Source organism: Chitinophaga terrae (ex Kim and Jung 2007) (assembly GCF_900107795.1).
Taxonomy (GTDB): Bacteria; Bacteroidota; Bacteroidia; order Chitinophagales; family Chitinophagaceae; genus Chitinophaga; species Chitinophaga terrae.
The window spans coordinates 188,532-206,244 of the sequence record NZ_FNRL01000008.1; the positions used below are offsets into that span (position 1 = coordinate 188,532).

General features: G+C 47.3%; 11 protein-coding genes. 3 read left to right on the forward strand and 8 right to left on the reverse strand.

The genetic code is table 11. The annotated features are described in order from the left end of the window. Positions 1 to 3: 3 nt before the first annotated feature. On the forward strand, positions 4 to 1,593 hold the full coding sequence (locus BLV62_RS11020) for a RagB/SusD family nutrient uptake outer membrane protein (protein ID WP_089761668.1): 1,590 nt from the start codon (positions 4 to 6) through the stop codon (positions 1,591 to 1,593). A 121-nt stretch (positions 1,594 to 1,714) separates the two neighbouring features. Here the strand turns inward: BLV62_RS11020 and BLV62_RS11025 are convergent, their stop codons facing one another. The 4 genes from BLV62_RS11025 to BLV62_RS11040 form a co-directional block, all read right to left on the reverse strand. Beyond that, complete coding sequence (locus tag BLV62_RS11025) at positions 1,715 to 4,210, reverse strand: phosphocholine-specific phospholipase C (RefSeq protein WP_089761670.1); 2,496 nt, start codon at positions 4,208 to 4,210, stop codon at positions 1,715 to 1,717. A gap of 171 nt (positions 4,211 to 4,381) precedes the next feature. Then, entirely contained in the window at positions 4,382 to 5,902 is a 1,521-nt protein-coding gene (locus tag BLV62_RS11030; protein ID WP_089761563.1) for a RagB/SusD family nutrient uptake outer membrane protein, read from the reverse strand. A 23-nt stretch (positions 5,903 to 5,925) separates the two neighbouring features. Continuing rightward, positions 5,926 to 9,315 carry a SusC/RagA family TonB-linked outer membrane protein gene (locus BLV62_RS11035; protein WP_089761565.1) on the reverse strand — a complete coding sequence of 1,130 codons (3,390 nt, stop codon included), beginning with the start codon at positions 9,313 to 9,315 and terminating at the stop codon, positions 5,926 to 5,928. Between the two features lie 20 nt (positions 9,316 to 9,335). Then, on the reverse strand, positions 9,336 to 10,562 hold the full coding sequence (locus tag BLV62_RS11040) for a FecR family protein (RefSeq protein WP_168927803.1): 1,227 nt from the start codon (positions 10,560 to 10,562) through the stop codon (positions 9,336 to 9,338). Between the two features lie 469 nt (positions 10,563 to 11,031). Here BLV62_RS11040 and BLV62_RS11045 point away from each other — a divergent pair, with 469 nt between their 5' ends. Further along, the gene (locus BLV62_RS11045; RefSeq protein WP_089761569.1) at positions 11,032 to 11,631 is read left to right on the forward strand and encodes an RNA polymerase sigma-70 factor; all 600 of its coding nucleotides are present in this window, start codon (positions 11,032 to 11,034) and stop codon (positions 11,629 to 11,631) included. A gap of 64 nt (positions 11,632 to 11,695) precedes the next feature. Here the strand turns inward: BLV62_RS11045 and BLV62_RS11050 are convergent, their stop codons facing one another. Next, positions 11,696 to 12,166 (reverse strand): DUF1572 domain-containing protein, encoded by a 471-nt coding sequence (locus tag BLV62_RS11050; protein ID WP_089761571.1) that lies wholly within the window; start codon positions 12,164 to 12,166, stop codon positions 11,696 to 11,698. Positions 12,167 to 12,259: 93 nt separating this feature from the next. Continuing rightward, a complete protein-coding gene (locus BLV62_RS11055) occupies positions 12,260 to 12,844 on the reverse strand; it encodes a hypothetical protein (protein WP_089761573.1) in 585 nt (194 codons plus the stop codon). Positions 12,845 to 13,137: 293 nt separating this feature from the next. Between BLV62_RS11055 and BLV62_RS11060 the strand changes: the two genes are divergently transcribed. After that, positions 13,138 to 15,294, forward strand: a complete 2,157-nt coding sequence (locus BLV62_RS11060; protein ID WP_089761575.1) for a TonB-dependent receptor — start codon at positions 13,138 to 13,140, stop codon at positions 15,292 to 15,294. Positions 15,295 to 15,441: 147 nt separating this feature from the next. On the opposite strand, the gene BLV62_RS11065 is transcribed toward BLV62_RS11060, so the two are convergent. Beyond that, positions 15,442 to 16,152, reverse strand: coding sequence for a response regulator transcription factor (locus tag BLV62_RS11065; protein ID WP_089761577.1), 711 nt, complete (start codon positions 16,150 to 16,152; stop codon positions 15,442 to 15,444). Further along, complete coding sequence (locus tag BLV62_RS11070; protein ID WP_089761579.1) at positions 16,152 to 17,573, reverse strand: sensor histidine kinase; 1,422 nt, start codon at positions 17,571 to 17,573, stop codon at positions 16,152 to 16,154. The genes BLV62_RS11065 and BLV62_RS11070 overlap by 1 nt, the downstream gene beginning before the upstream one ends. Positions 17,574 to 17,713: the final 140 nt, after the last annotated feature.

The following is a 17,713-nucleotide window of genomic DNA, read 5'->3' on the forward strand; positions in this document are numbered from 1 at the left end:
ATCATGAAAAATATAAAAAAGATATACGTATTACTGGCCTGTGCCGGCTACCTCGCAACAGGATGTAATAAAAGCCTGTTAGATACCGTGCCTCACGACCGTTATACTGAAGAAACTTTCTGGCGTACGCCGGAAGCGGCAAATGCAGGCCTGGTAGGTTGTTACAGCGTACTTCGCAACAATGGCATCTATGGAGGAAAAGGCTCCAACAACGCCACTGCCTTATGGGACGAAACTTTATCCCCTAACGCCTACAACCAAACCGATGGTTTAAGTTTCAATACCGTAGCAAGCGGTGCGCATAACGCCAGCACCGCCGGAATTATCACTACCCGTTATAAAGATGCTTATATGGGTATTGGCCGCTGTAATACATTTTTAGAGAAGGTAGATGGAGTGCCGGGAATGGATGCCAGCCTGGTAAGAAGGATGAAAGGAGAAGCCATGTTCCTGAGGGGATTGTATTATTTCACGCTCGCTACTTACTATGGTGGCGTGCCAGTGATCTTAGCCTCTCCTAACTCGGCTACCCAGGCCGATCTGCCAAGGAACAGCAGGGAAGAGGTGATTAAACAGGTATTGACAGACCTGGACAGTGCTGCTAACATATTGCCTGTGAAATTTACAGGTGCAGATGTTGGACGTGCAACCAAAGGCGCTGCTATGGCCCTGAAAGCCAGGGTATTGTTGTACGAGGCCAGCGATCTGTTCAATACGGCCAAAGATCCGGCCAAATGGGCTGCCGCCGCTGCTGCTGCCAAAGCAGTGATGGACCTTGGCGGTACCGGTTATGGTTTGTTTGGCGACTACAGGGGCCTCTTCCTGCAACAAAATGAGAATAACAAGGAAGTGATCTTCGATGTGCAATACAAGTTTCCAAACCAGGGTAGTTCTTTCGACCTGATCTGCACCCAGTATAACACCAACGCGCCGTTGCTGGACCTGGCAAAGACCTATTACATGAAAGAAACAGGTTTGCCTATCTCCAACCCGGCTTCCGGTTATGATCCGGCTAAACCTTATGAAGGCCGTGATCCACGACTGAATGCAACTTTCACTTACCCCGGCGATATGTACCGCGGAGCGGTGATAGATGCAAAACGCTTTGCGATCACCGGTTATGGTATGAAGAAGTTCAGTTTGTATGATAAGGAAGCGCCGCCAAAAGATAAATCAGATTTGAAAGACGGGCAATCGGAGATCAACTTCATCGTACTCCGGTATGCTGATATATTACTGATGTATGCAGAAGCGCAGAATGAAGCCGCAGGCCCTGACGCTACCGTGTATGCAGCGCTTGATATGATCCGCGACCGTGTTGGCATGCCTCATATCCCTACCGGGCTTAGCAAGGAAGCAATGCGCGAAGAGATCCGCCACGAACGCCGCGTAGAGCTGGCAGGCGAAGGACTGTACTACAATGATATACGCAGGTGGAAGATTGCAGAAACAGTGATGAATGCAGATATCCAGAAATATGACGGTTCATTTATAGAAAAGAGAGTGTTCAAAGCAAATCGCGATTACCTGTGGCCAATTCCGCAAACGGAAAAGGACCTGAATCCGAATCTGCAACAGAACCCTAATTACTAGTTGTGGTTAATAAAGAGTGCGAAGGCCAGGGAGTGTTTACTTCCTGGCCATTTTTTTATCCCATAAAAAAAGGACCCGGCAACCTGCCAGGTCCTTTTCCTATCTATAACCAACTTTATTCTCAGGCTATTACTCCACCCATGAAAGGATCTGTGATACCCGGTTTGCCGGTTTCCACTTTCCCCGCATAGCGTCTCAGGTAGGTTGTTGAATCTTTGATGCCAACACTGAAGTCGTACCATCCGCTGCTTTTACTTAACGGCAATACTACCGCTACTTTGCTATTGGGAGACAGCGACCTGTTGATCTGCGTGTTGCCGTAAGCGTTATCGCTGATCTGAACGGTGAGTCCCTGGCTGCTTTTGTTAGATAAAACAACTACAATGTTGCCGGTAGCTTTGTTGCCGCTGATCTCGGGAGCTGCGCTTACTTCCAGTGCAGGATCATTGGCATGGCCGGCAAATGCCCTGAAGAAACCGTTTGGCCCATGCAGGTGCAGGTCATATTTGTTATCCGCGAAACTATCGATCTGCCAGTCGTAAGTGAGCGTATCGCCTGGTTTTACGGCAAAAGACCAATGCCTGCATGTTTCTCCATCGAAAGACCGGGGCGAGTAAACGGTGAATGGAGAACCGGCAGATGATTTGCCAAACAGTTTGTTGCCTGCTTTCATTTGCACCTGGGCTGTATTGCCGTTTACTTTCAGATCGGCATAGAGTTCATAAGGAAGGGGGCACGCAGTACGTGTTCCTTTCTCCTGTAATCCAAGCCCTTTGTCGTGAATGGCTTTGATATCGTTGTCTGATAAAGCTTTGTAGCCGCCGGGCAGCGCTTTGAACTTTGCATTGTAGATGGTTTCTACTGTTTTATGCTGGTCCAGGAACGGGAGTTTATCTTCTGCTGTGGTATATGGACTGAAAGCAGAAGTCAGGTCCCCGCAGATAGTTCTTCGCCACTCGCTGATGTTATCGATATGAATGTTCTTCTTAAACTTGCGGTTCAGGAATGTTTCCAGGAACTGAAGGGTAGAAGTATGATCAAAAACTTCGGAACATACTTTTCCGCCTCGGCTCCATGGCGAGGCTATCACCATCGGTATCCTGTATCCCAGTCCTACAGGCGCTTCCCTGGCTTGCTTGGGAGGTACGCCCTGCCTTAGTTCCGCATCCAGTCTGACCTGTTCAATTTCCGTATCTATACCTTGCGACACTTTCCCTGTTTCCGGTTTTTTGCTGTCGCAGATGGAGAACGGAACAACGTGGTCATAGTATCCGTCGTTTTCATCGTAGGTCAGAATGAAGATGGTTTTCTTCCATACTTCTTCATTCTTCGTAAGGATATCGATGATCTCTGAAACATACCAGGCGCCATACCAGGGAGCGCTGGGGTGATCCGAGAAGTTCTGGGGGCCGGCAAACCAGGAAACGGTAGGCAGTTTTCCTTCATTAACATCTTTACGGAACTGGTAGAAGAGATCGCCCGCCGGAACTGTCAATTCCCTTTCTTCGTTGCCATCTTTATATTTCAGGTTGGTGATGGTCCTGAAATTTGGATCTCCGCTGTTGATCACAAAAGCGCGGTGATAAAGTTCTTTTTGCTCAAGCGTCAGTTTGTCAAAACATTCCTTGTTCCATTTTTTTAGTTCTGCAGTGGCATGGTCCAGTACTTCCTGTTTTTTCGCGATATCCGCTTTGATCTTCTGCGCGGCTTCCTCTGAAGAAGGGCTTGCTTCCTGCAGTTTATTGATCTCGCCCGGTAAAGTCTCCACCTGGTTAAGCAGGCTTTTTACGTTACGATCAGAGAATTTCACATTGTATGCGGCAAAGAATTCCAGCAGGTTGCAACCGAAATTCGCCAGCCATGATCTTTCTTCTCCTTTAAATCCACCTCCGCAACTGAGATCGTTCTGGTAGAATTTCCAGCTGATATTATTTTTTTGTAACAGTTCAGGGAAGGTGGTCCAGCTAAGTTTTCCGTAGCTGTAATCATCATTCCTGATATGCGCTTTCATATCGCCTTTTTCTTCGTGCATGATCTTACCCGTCCAGAAAAAGGAGCGGTTGGGAGTGGTGCTGGTCATGGCGGCGCTGAAGTTCTGGTCGCATACCGTGAACGCATCCGCCAGGGCGTAGTTGAAAGGAATGTCTTCCCGGGTGTAGTAGCCCAGCGTCAGCGGCATATGGGAATATTCCTTATGCCCTGAACGCTTCGCGATCAGCCACTGGTCATATTTTCCTCTGTTCCATGCATCTACCTGGCTGGGACGGGAGTGAGGCAGGTCGCCCATCCAGGCAATACGGGAGTCTTTAATATCGAGCCGGAAAGGCGAATATGTTTTTCCTTCCTGGTCGGTCTGGCACCATACCGGGTTGCCGTTGGGAAGGCGAACAGCCCTGGGGTCGTTGAACCCCCGAACGCCTTGCAGGGAGCCAAAGCAGTGATCAAACGACCTGTTCTCCTGCATGAGAATAACAATGTGTTCTGCATCCAGGAAGGTACTGCCTGGCGCTGGGTTGATAGCGAGTGCTTTTTGAATAGACGGAGGCAAAATACTTGATATGCTCACTGCTCCGGATAGTAATGCTGATTTCTTAAGAAATTCTCTTCTTGTATCCATGGTGTAAATAAAATAAGCTGCAATAAGTGTGGTGGCTTTAAGATAGTAAAGTAAAAAGGGAAGCCTGTTCTTTTTGTGATGGACGGCAGGGGATAATTCAAACTTAATATTGAGGTAACAAACAGCAGCCATACGAATTACCCGGCGAGGCAATTCGTATGGCGAAGATTATCAGTAGCCCGGGTTTTGAGTAAGGGCGGAATTGGAGATCAGGTCTGCTTTCGGGATAGGGAGCAAGAGGTAGTCAGGAGACCATGGTTGTTTATAATCCAGTTTCCCTAACACTTCTGTTGCTTTATTATAACGTTTCAGGTCAATGAACCTGGCGCCCCATTCGCAGAACATTTCTGTTTGCCGTTCGTGTTGTATGGCTGCCAGCATGGCCGTTTTCGTATTGGCGGTAGTGTTAGGCAGCCCTGCCCGTTTGCGGATCATATTCAGATCCGCTGCTGCGCCGTTGATATCTCCCAGTTGCGCTTTGGCTTCGGCGCGTATCAGGTATAATTCCGCCAGCCGGATTACATTATAGTAAGGAGGCGCAGGGATGCTGGCTCCAGGATCTGTAAATTTTTCGTGTTTTACGCTGAAATAATAAGGCTTGCTGTAATACGGGGCAGCCGGAGGCGTTGCCAGGCTGTCCAGCCACTTTAGTTTGCGCTGGTCGCCAGGCTCAAAAGATTCGATCAGCGATGGAGCGCAAACATAGGCGCCTAAAAAGTAAACGCTTACGACCTGGCCGTATAATTCGGGGTCGCTGAATAATGGCTCCAGCGCTTCGGGAGGCAGGTATTGGGACCTGGCATTGGCGCAGATGGCTTCCGGCTCAAACAATACCTGTTGGGCTGGTTTTACCGTCATCTTCAACTGCCAGATAGCTTCAGAGCTATTTGGTTTAAAGGTATTATCGAGGGTTGCAAGACTGTATTGCCCGCTATTAATCACCTTATCGGCGCTGGCAATAGCTTCTCCCCATTTTTCATTGAAGAGGTAAGCTCGTGAAAGCAGCGCAGTTGCAACCAGTTTATTGATCCTTAATTTTTCGCCTCCGGATGCTGAATAGTTATTGGGCAACAGGTCTGCAGCTGCAGACAGGTCGGAGATGATCTGTTCTTTCACTTCAGCAACAGAGCTGCGTTTAAGCCGCGATATCTTTGTTATATCGCTTGTCAAAGGCATTGGCACATCTCCAAACATATTTACCAGGTAATAATAACAAAAGGCTCGTGCCGCCCTTGTTTCACCTGCAATGAGCGTTCGTACGCTGTCGGTGAAATGCTCGCCTGTAGAGGCGGCGGCGCCTTCCATTACAGAATTGGCAAAGAATATGGTTTTATACATATCCGCCCAGAAAAGGTCGGATATCCCGTTATCTACAGTGATACGGGTACTGTAATACTGGTAGTTGGGATCGCCGGTCATCAGCAATACAGGCTTCAGTTCATCAGATAATAAACCTGAGTAAACGGTCATCCCGCCATTGCTCCAGGTCATATCTGTATTCTGCATCAGCTTTGCATAAACAGACATCAGTGCAGAAGTGGCGCCGGCATCGGTTTTAAAGGTAGTTTCGTTACCGGTGGAGTTGATAGGCGCGTCTATCGCTATCATTTTCTTACAGCCGGCCAGCGCAATAAAGCTGCCTGCTACCAGCAGCGTTGCAACAGATCTTTTATATGAATGATAAAATGACATAAGCTAATTTTTCTGTATTAATGTTAGAAGGTTGCACCCAGTGTAACCGTTACCGTACGGGTTGGCGGATTGCCCCCGTTCCTTACATTCAGATCAGGATCAATCCCTTTATAGTTGGTGATCAGCAGCAGGTTATCTGCATTGATGGAAATATTCAATCGTTGCATTTTTACGGCGCTGGCCCAGCTGTTAGGCGCTGTCCAGCCGACAGATGCATTGGTTAACCTGAATACATTGATCATATCGTACAGTGCATCCGAGTCGGCGAAGTGACTGTCGGGGAGCGGCAAGACCGTAGCTCTTGGGGCTGTGGCGTCCTGGCCTGGATATCGCCAGTGGCCTTCCAGTTGGGTGTACGAATAGTTTCTCATCGCCCCGAGATTATCTGTCAGGTTGTTCATCTGGTTGTAACGCTTATAGCTGAAGGTGGTATATAAACTCCAGTTCTTATAAGAAAAGGAAGTGGTCAGACCGCCCGATAATTTAGGTGTAGCGTCTACTATCGAAATCCTGTCGTCTTTGCCTGTACCTGCAGGTTTGGTATAATCGTAATCGATCTTTCCGTCTTTGTTATGATCTTCATACCTGGGCTTGCCGGTTTGCGGATCTATTCCCAGGTATTTATACTTGAACTGGGCGCTGAGCGACTGGCCTATTGCATAGATGCCATAGAATGGCGAATATTCAAAGAAAGGATAGGAGATAAGTTTGTTGGAATTCCTGGAGATATTTACAGAAAGGTTCCAGCGGAAGTCTTTGGTTTTAACAACCTGGCCTGATGCGCTGATCTCCCAGCCGGAGTTCTGAACATTGGCCGGCGAGTTGGCCGTATAGCTGGTGTAGCCGGTAAAAGAGCCTGTAGGAAAGCTGATCAGTTGATTATCGCAACGGTTTAAATAATAGGCGCCATTCAGGTTGATGCGATCTTCAAATAAGCCCAGTTCTGCTGATACCTGGAATTTCTTGGTGCTTTGCCAGTGGTAGTCGCTGTTCGCCATTAACAGCGGGTAAACGGAAGTAACCCCGTTGTAATCCGGCAGATCCAGCTCATTGCCCCATTGAGGCAGGTATTGGTATTCGCCTACCGCATCATCGCCCGTCAGGCCGAAGCTGCCCTGGAATTTCAGGAAGCTGACAAATGCCGGTAGAATCTTCTTTGCAAAAGCTTCTTCACTGGCTAACCAGCTCGCACCAACGGAGCCGAAATTGCCATATTCTTTACCGGGTCCGAAACGGCTGCTGCCATCTCTTCTTCCGTTCAGCGAAACGACATAACGATCGTTCACAGTATAGGTAAGGCCTCCAAAGATGCCCGCATACTTATACTCAGCGAAATAATCCTTTGCCTTTACATTTGTTGCATAGGCCATGGAACCCATGAAATCATCGGAGGTATATCCATCGGCATTTACATTGGTGGAAGCGGTTTTGTTGGTCTGATAAGTAAATCCGACTATAGCCTGTATGGGGTTGTTCTTTATATTTTTCGAATAGCTTAATTGCGGTTCTATGATCATGCTGTTTAACCGGCTATATCCAAAGTTGGTTTTACCGGTCACAGGAGTGTTGGGAGCCGCAAATGGATCCTGGCCTTTGATGGGGATTTTTGAAATGCTGTTATTGATATCTTTCGTCATGCCTACTCTTCCCGTAAAATTCAAACCGCTGGCTATATTGTAGGTAATGGTAGCGCTGCCCCGTACGCTGTTACCTTTGGAACTAAGGGTATTGAAAAAACTGGTGAAAGGAGGAATTTTATAACCTGCAGCCCTGTACGCCGCAAAGTTGCCGGTACCATCAGGATTGATAAGGGAAGGCGCATTGGGAGGCAGCGTTACCAGCGAAGACGGATACATACCTGTCTTATCAAGCGACGTACCTGTGAGTGTTCCTTCAAAACTTATCTTCAGTTTATTCATGAAAAAAGAGTTGTCTAAACTGATGCTTACATTACCTGACTGGTTGCTGCTATTCCTCCCGGCAATATCATTTTGCCTGTTGTAACCGCCGCTGAGCCGGTAGTTGGTTGTTCCCGAACCGCCTGAGATGCTGGCGTTTGCGGAAGTTGCAGCGGCAGAATGCCCCCAGAGTTCTTTCTGCCAGTCTACATACCTGGTGGTATCCCATAGGGTGAGGTCAGGTGCAAAACCAATATCTGTGAGGATGTTGCTGGGAGTAATCCCATCGTTGGCAAATGCTTCCCGCCTGAGCGCCAGGTAATCCTGGGTCTTTAGAAAATCATAATGCCGGGTAATGCTTTTCTGGCCTCTCGACAAATTCACATTGATCTGTGGACGGCCGCCTTCACCCCTTTTCGTTTTGATGATGATCACGCCATTGGCCCCCCGGCTTCCGTAGATGGCGGTAGCATCAGCATCTTTTAAAACAGAAATGGAGGCAATATCGTTAACATTCATTCCATAGAGAGGACTGATGCCATTGGTAAAACCTGCGGTGATCCCGGCCTGGTCAAGACCGGAAGACACAATGCTCATGTCCTGCCTGGGGGCTTGCGGCCCTGCATTCGTGACATTGTAAGGAATACCGTCGATCACGTATAAAGGCTCTCCCGTCATATTGGGATTGAGCGTATTTCTTCCCCGGATCTCAATTTTAACGGGAGCCGCGGGATTGCCGTCTGTAGGTGTGATAACCAGTCCGGGCACTCGTCCCTGCAAGGCGAGCAGCGGGTTCATGGTAGGTTGGTTCTCTATTTCCTTCCCTGAGATGGTGACAATGCTGCCGGTATTGTATCGCTGGGTTGTTTTACCATAAGCTTTTACCACTACGTTATCCAGTTCGTTGGTGGCGGGCGTTAATGACATGAAATATTCCCGCTGGTCGGTGATCAGGGTTTTATTCTGTTGATAACCTATGTAGGTTACCTGTATCAGTTCTCCCTGTTTCACTCCTTTAAGCTTAAACCGGCCCATGGGATCTGTCATGGCCGACCGTTTGGTGATACTGGTTGTTACAGAAGCGTTTTCGAGCGGTCCTCTTCCTTTGCCGTCGAAGATCTGCCCGGTAACGGTCAGCGTATCTGTAGGTTCCGCTGTTTCAGCCTTGTTGTTTTTAGTTGTTGGGCGGGCGGTGTTGACAGAAACCAGTTTATCATTTACTTCATAAGCATAAGGAGAACCCTGGAATACTTTTGCCAGGGCTTCTTTAACCGGTTGGTTCTTTATATTCACGCTTACCGGGTACGATTTATCTTTCAGGTCGTTGGCATAGATGAAGTAATACCCTGTTTGTTTTTCTATTTCTTTACAAACCTTTGTTAAAGGTTGGTTAGAGACTGAAAGATTTACCAACTGTGCATTTGCGGGAAGTTGCAGGCCATTCATGAGTAAAAGGCCGAACACAGCTTTCCCGATACGCCGATAGAGACGCGTCCCATATTTTGGTTGATTCATGTTGATAGCAGTTTCTTATTTTAATTAGTTGTTTGGTCGGTTGGATAAACAGTAACTGTTTTTCCAACAACTTTAAATTGAACCCAGCCCGTTGATTCCAATGCTTTCAGGACTGTTGTGAGTTTGGTATCCCGGGGAATTTTCCCGTCGAACTGTTTGGTTACATTGCCTTCAAAAACAATGTCTACGTCATACCATCTCGATATCTGGCGCATGATCTCCGCCAGGTCTGCATCCTGCATATAAATAAATCCTTCTTTCCATGCCAGCGCGGCGGCTGTATCGGCAGCCTGCACGTTGAAACCGGCAGCGGTTTTATCCAGTACGGCTTTCCTGCCTGGCTGCAATACTACGGCCTGGCTGCCGGCGCCTACGCTTACTTTACCTGTGAGCAGGGTAGTGGTCTGGGCCGGTTCGTCGGTATATGCCTGTACGTTAAAGCTGGTGCCCAGGACAGTTATGTTCAGCGGCTGATGCCCGCTGGTATTGGTTTGTACACGGAAATGACGGTTGGCGTCCTGCGCTACCTCGAAGTAAGCTTCCCCCGAAAGTTCCACTATCCTTTCATTACCTGTAAAGGCAGTGGGATACCGCAAGGTGGTAGAAGCGTTCAGCCATACCCGGGTGCCATCGGGCAGGGTGATGGTATATTGCCCGCCGCGGGGAGTACTGATCTTATTATATACCGGTTGAACATCCCGCCCCGCTTTGTACACGATCTCTCCCTGGTCGTTTTTCAGGATCCGGGTGTTGCCCTGTAAAGCAAGGCTGCCGCTCTTTGTACTATCCAATACAATAGTGCTGCCATCGGCCAGTTGCAGGAGCGCCTTATCGCCTCCCGGCAATATCTCGTTTCTGTACCTTTCGGCCATCGGCATAGCAGGAGGCTGATCGCCTGCCGGGCGGTTCATGTACCAGATGCCGGCGCCTATAAACAGGATAACCGCTGCAGCAGCAGCCCAGTACGGCCACAGGACCCTTCTTGCCGGTTGTTTTACTTTCAGCCATTCCTGCATCATAATCCCAGCTGTTGCATCGTCTATGGCGTTGAAGCGCTGCAATTCCTGCTCTATTACCGGCCAGGTGGTTGCCTGGGTGTAGAACTCCCTGCTGGCGGGCGATTGCTCGGACAGCCATTTGTCTAAAAACGCTTCTTCTTCGGCAGAAAGAGTTTCCTGTAAACGACGCAATAACAGATCTGCGATCTGTTCCATGTCCCGAAAGTCCTGTTCGTCTGTTGATGTCATATCCTGTTCATTTGGCATATATTGTTCACTCAAAGCGGGTTTGGCCTGCATGTGATGCAGAGATCCGGGTCAGATAGTAAGCAATGTGAAAATGGCTGCTGCAGCCTGTAGATAAATGCGATTCCGGTGTTTCAGTTCACTGCCTGACTGGCATGGTTGATGGAGCACTTATTTTTCGGGCTGCAAAATACGACGATATCTCACATTTTTATAATTACTATCATAGAAAAGCAGGGGCCAGCCCCGGTTCCCGACAGGGAACCACGTTAGAGAATTGAATAACATAATTCCTGGTTAAAGATGTTTCGTAATTCCCATTAAAACACCTTGCGAATTAGATCGAACTACCGGGAAGAGGAAAAAAAATCAAAAAATAACCGTTAGTTGATATCCGGTTGCAGGAATCAGGAATATTATTTAGCTTAGCCCGCTTGCGAGGCAGTTTTTACTGCCACTAAACCTGCTAACAATGGAGAGTCATGAGCTGGATGATATAATGCCGGCATTTAGACGTGGGGATGCCGATGCATATATGGCTTTTTTTAGAACGTATTACAAACCATTAGTCTATTTCGCTGATAAGCTGCTGAACGACATACCTGAATCAGAGGATGTGGTAAAAGAAAGCTTTTACAAATTATGGTCGAAACACGGAGATTTTGAATTCGCCAAAGGCGTGAAAAAATTCCTGTACCTGACTACCCGCAACGCCTGCCTGAATACTTTACGACATTCTAAAGTGGTAGGTACTTTCCAGAAGGAAATGGAATACCTGGATAAACAGGTAGATGATGGCATGGTGCTGCAAAAAATGATACAAACAGAATTACTGCATGCCATATATGAAGAGATTGCCCGCCTGCCGGAGAAAAGGCAACAGGTGTTCAGGATGCTTTTTTTTGAAGGCCTGAAAAATGAAGAAGTGGCGGAAAAACTGGGCATTTCCATCTTTACAGTGAAAGAACAGCGGGCAAGGGCGCTGGCGCAGCTCCGGCTCAAATTCTCGGATCAGCAACTGTTGCTGTTCTTCGCCTTTTGCGCTATCGGTCGTTCAGTGGTGCAGCGGTAATGCAGCGCAGTTGGAAACCTGCATCAAAAGTAAACAGAGGATTAGTCTACTTTTGATGCAGCCATTATTTTTTATTCCTGATAAGTTTTTTAAGGATGGATATCTGGCCGAGGTGGTAATGCGTATGCTCTGTTACTCCCATTAGATTCCGCAGGTAATTGCCATATTTCGCATCTGTGAAATTTTCATAAAGCTGTCTTTCTTCCAGTAATTCAATTTCCTTTCCCAATATTTCCGCTTCTGCAAGCACTTTGTCTACCAGCGCTTTCCATTCTTCTTCGGAGTGAAGAGGAGGGAGGTCGAAGCTGAACTTATCACTGGCTGTCAGGGGCTTTCCCTGCAGCACCCTGGTAATGGCTCCTACATAGTAGTTGATATGGAAAACCAATACCGCAATGGTATTAAGATCCTGCACCCTCGCAGTCGCTTCTTCAAAGGTGATATCAGACAAGGTATCGCGGAGGTTCACGCTGGTCCAGTTGCCGCCGAAATGTACATCTTTAAAGTGTTTGGCAAGATGTGGAATAAGTGTCATAGTACTGCTTTGATGTCAAAATATAAACCATAAACCGCATACCTCCTAATCTTTTGCCAGTAACTTCCTTTGCAGGTTCCGCAGTCGATGGTTTTAATGTTTTTCAATAATTGATCGCTGATCATCGATAGCCTTTTGCTCATATTGCAGAAGGCTGTCTTTCATTGCTTTTATTTGCCGGTCGGCGAGTGTCCTGAACTTTTGGTGCTCCATGTTCTTATCAGGTATGGCATCCCACTGTGCAAAACCGCTGCGGAAGCTATGCCCGGTAGATGGGTATTGGGTTTGCAGCTCCCTGCTCATATCAAAATATTGGTCCAGGTAATAAGCGTTGTTCAGGATGTAGTTAACATCGGCTGTTTTTGGCGTCTCCAGTTTATACCCGCTTTTCCTGGATGGATTGAAGGTCATTGTACCCATGTCTTTTCCAGGCCGGATAGCGGATCTATGACCAGTGTAACTTCCATCGGCCTGTTTGGTCAGCGTGTCTTCATCCTGCATCAGGTAGCCGGTTCCTGCTTTATCGAGGTACCTGGCAATTTTATAGATCCTGGCCTGATCCGGCTGCAGTTCAATATAATACCTGTTGAATTTATCGGAAGCCTGGTATAAGGTAGTCTGGGCGTCAGACAGCAGGGTGTTTCCTAACAGGTATGCTATAACGAAGATCTGTTTCATGAATATAGATTGATGATGATATGAATGTAAAAAAAAGGAGATGCAGCGCAATCGTTATAAATGTTAAAAAAACTCAAGCCCTTATTCCTGGCGGCTTATGAGCGGAAGGAGAAGGGAAAAACATTGCAGTAATCATTTCAAGTGCGCCGGCTGCCATATATCCGCATCGAAAAAGGAAAAATATTAGTAAAAGAAAAATTCCCGATTGCGTAAGCCCAGGGGGATCACCGCCTTTAACTTTGCGCGGATTTACTATTGTCCGCTTTTTATAACAGATCAACCGCTTACCGAATATGTACAGACCTTTAGGTACATTCCCATTACTATTACTGGCTGCATGGCCATTTCATCATATTGCGGCACAGGATAAAGCCGGCCGGCAAAAAGACACCCTTTCCAGGAAACACCTTGGCGAGGTAGTAGTTTCTGCCAGCAGGAGGCCCGTCACTTTAGACAATGTTCCTTCTTCCGTAACCGTAGTTACCAAAAAGATGCTGGAGAATGATATGGCGGTAACAACCGACGTAACAGACATCCTGGCCAGGGAAGTACCAGGCATGGCGCCTGGAGCGCAAACCAACAGCAATGTAGGGCAAGGGCTCAGGGGCCGGTCTGTACTGATCATGATAGATGGTATCCCCCAGTCTTCCCCCCTGCGGAACGGGGAGGTAGACCTGCGGTCTATAGACCCCGCCGTGCTTGAAAGAGTGGAAGTGCTGAAAGGAGCGACTGCCATTTATGGCAACGGCGCAACCGGGGGATTGATCAACTATATTACCGCCAGCCCTAAAGGCGATAAACCTATTAGCGGCAGAACTTCCGTTAATATGACAGGCGGGCTGGTTGGCCTCAAAAACAGTGTAGGCGGCCGGTTTAGCCAGATGCTGCAAGGCCGGGCAGGAAAATGGGAATACATGGCGAGTGGCGTATACGAACAAACAGGCGAGTATAAAGATGCAAAGGGCAAACTGGTAGGTCCTAACTACAGCCTTGGCGAAACAGAAACCTGGAACGGTTTTGCCAAAGTAGGGTACCATATCAACAGCCGCCAGAAACTCCAGTTGATGTACAACTATTTCCGCAGCCAGCAAAACAGCAATTATACGCTGGTAAACGGCGATATCAGCAAAGGCATTGCCGCTACCGGCATCCTGGGTAAAATGTCGGGAGTTCCTACAGGCTCCAAAGGCAACCATAACGTTCACCTGGTTTACCAGGCCGATAGCCTGGTGGGCGGAACATCCCTGGCAGCGGATGCGTACTACGAGTCGCGCGACGATATCTTCTATGTTTCCTTCGGCCGCTTCGAAGGTGGCGACGGGCAATCTCATACGCTCGACAAGAAAAAGGGCCTCCGGTTAATGCTGAATTCACCGTTACTGAATAGTGGCAGTTTTACAGGCAACCTTTCTTATGGGGCCGACCTCCTGAACGATATTACCTCTCAACCATTAGTGGACGGCCGGATCTGGGTGCCTGAAATGAATATGCTGAACGTGGCGCCTTTTGCTGAAACACAGTTTGCTTTGTGGAATGACCTGATCCTGAAAGCAGGTATCCGCGTGGAAAAAGTTGGCGTTAAAGTAAAAGATTATACCACGCTTCGTTTAACCAATACCGATGGCAGCACCATCACCCCGGCTATTGATGTAAAAGGCGGCAAACTGGATTATACAGCAACGCTTTTTAATGCGGGTATCCGCTACAACAGGAACCCGTTGTTCATGCCTTATTTCAGCTTCTCGCAGGGCTTTTCGGTATCGGACGTTGGTCTGGCATTGCGTGATTCTAAAGTGAATGATATTAAGAAGATAAACACGGAAGCGGTGCTGGTTAACAATTACGAACTTGGTTTTGTAAACGAATACAAAGGTTTGCGTTTCGAATTAAGCGGTTTTATCAGCACAAGCAAACTGGGTGCAGATATGATCTTTGATCCTGCTACCGGCTTATTCAATGTTAGCCGTACGCCTGAAAGGATCTACGGTTTCGAAGCAGCGCTTTCCTATGCCGCAACAAAGAACTTAGACCTGAGCGCTTCCTACAGCTACCTGGAAGGGAAGGCCGACACTGCCAAAACCGGCGGCAGTTATAACGTGTACCTGAATGGCCGCAGAATTGCGCCGCCAAAAGTTACAGGCGCGGTTACCTATCGCCCGGTTAAAGACCTGGAAGTAAGGTTGCAGTATTTGGGTGTACAGGGTCGCGACAGGTTCGCAAAAAACTCAAAAGGCGTGTATAACGGAAACGAGGGTGCAGTGAAAGCATATAACTTGTTCAACCTGAACGCCAGCTATAAATTGAATCCTAAAACTATGTTTACGCTGGGTATAGAAAACCTGTTCAATGAAGATTATTTCCCTGCCCGCTCCCAATGGTTTATGCAACCTGGCTTTTATGCGAAGGGAAGAGGCGCTTCATTTAACCTGGGTATTGCTGTGACTTACTGATCTTGCATATAAAATACTTTTGTCGGAAAGAATTGGAGCAAATATGCTCCTTATTCCATCGCAAAAGCATGGTAGTAAAAGTAAGAGGCTGGATTTATATCCGGCCTTTTTTCGACTGGCTATTTGCCCAGCGAAAAGAACAATAACTTAACTGACCTTCAGCATATATCCAACCTTATACACATTTTCGATAGACACCCGCCTGGAAACCTTGAACATCCGGCGAAGCCGTGAAATAAAGACTTCAAGACTTTTGCCATTGAAATAATCGTCGGCTCCCCAGAGTTGCAGGAGGATCTCGTTTTTGCGGACCACAGAATTGGCCTGCCTGTATAAGTATTCCAGCAATTCCGACTCGCGCAGGGTGAGCATCTTTTGCACATTACCGGGAAGTATAACGCAAAGCTGGTTTTTGAGATAAGTGATGTCTCCTATCAGGATAGAGGATTCAGGAATTGCTACCGGTTTTGTTGGATGTTCGGAAATCCTTGATATGATGTTATTCGCCCTTAGCACCAGTTCTTCGATCTCAAAGGGTTTCCCGATATAGTCGATGGCGCCCAGGCCAAGCCCTTGTAAACGATCTTGCTTCTCATTCCTGGCCGTCAGGAACAGGAATACCTGCCCCGGATTTTGCTTACCGATCTGTTGGGCAAGCTCAAACCCGTTGCTATCCGGCAAGCCCACATCTATAATAAATAATTTCACCGCCTTCGTATGCGTTGCAAAGAAGTTGAGCGTTTCAGCGGCAGTGGTGAACCAGCGCAAATTGAAAGTCTTTAGTTTCAGGTACTCAGATACTACATTCCCCAGGTCAACATCATCTTCCACTAAAACAATATCATAGGTCGCTAACATTAACTAAAAGATTTAAGTTCAGGTTTGGGAATATGTATGGCAAACTCGCTTCCCTGTTCTGTTGCTGATGTTACTGTGATCTTCCAGCCATGAGCTGCTGTACATTCTTTTACATAGTAAAGCCCTAAGCCTAACCCTTGTTTATTTGTACCCCGGCGGAATTTTTCAAAGATATGCTGTTTCATCTCATTATCTATGCCATTGCCATTATCCTGTACGCTGATCACTATTTCGGATCCTTTTACCGCTATGGCAACCGATGTACGTTTCTGGGCTTTGCTGTTATGCCTGAAGGCATTATCCAACAGGTTCGTGAGCATGGTAGTAAAGGCAAACCTGTCTATATCTGCGAACAGTTCTACAGGGGCCGGATCAAAAGTAAGTTTTTCATTTTCAGAGAGCTTCAGCGAATAATCATTAACCAATACCATTATGAAATAGTTCAGTTCTGTTGCTTCCAGTTCCAGTTTTTCTTTTATCATCGAAACATCCAGCAATTGGTTGACATGCGATTGCAGCCTGCGGGCCTGCCGTTCCAGGATGTCGGCCAATGCGCTGATCCTGTCTTTATCTTTTTGTACATCTGCGTCTCTCAGGCTCTTCCCGGCAACCAGGATGGTTGATATAGGCGTGTTGAATTCATGTTTGATGCTATGGATAAAGTCCGTTTTCATTTCTGCATCTTTCTTCTGCTTCATCCAATTCCTGGCAGTATAGTAATTGATGGATACCATTACCGCGATACATATCAGCGCCAGTATAAAAGTCGGGAGCATCTGCAATGCGACGCGGAATAAACGGTTAGGCCGGTCGGCAAACAGGTCGAACGTGATGCGGTAGCTGTAATCCAGCATTCCGCTTACCGCCACGCTGGTAACCATATTTTCCTGTTGCGGATGTTCCAGTTGCCCGTCTACGATAAAACCAAAAGGTGTGGAGTAAGCCGCCGGGATATTGCCTTGCTGTTGCCTGCTGTCGTACAGCCAGATGTTGCCGGAATCCCTGTGGAAATTCAATTCAATGCGCTGCACCGTTAACAGGTACCGGATATTGGTGTCGAGCTTGTTTCGCTGCACGATGCTGTGAAAAACACTGTCCATCGTACTTCCGGATCTGAGCCGCTCACAAAGCGCGAGCGATACTTTGCCGCTAAGTTCATTAAAGTCTGCCGGGTTTGTATACCAGGCTGCTTTAAGGGCCGGCATGTAATGCCGGAGAATAGAGTCGATAATAATACCGCCGCCGCTATATACTTTATCATCAGGAATGCTTTTGCCATATTCCGCTTCCAGCAGTCCTCTTTCACTAATATTATAATCGCGGTCTTTCAGTGTAAAGGTGTTGTAAATTAGTATTAAATGAACAAACACCAGTATCACGAATGAAAGGATAACGGCTATCTTATAATTTTTACTGATCATCGCTCCGGGTCATAGCTTATAAAAGTAAAGGATTTCCTTCAACTTTTACTGCCGTTAAGCTTTCGTTAGGTATTCATTATGCTTCTGTTAGCCGAAGGCAAACAGGGAAGAAAGTAGATTTGTACACTATAAATCAAAAT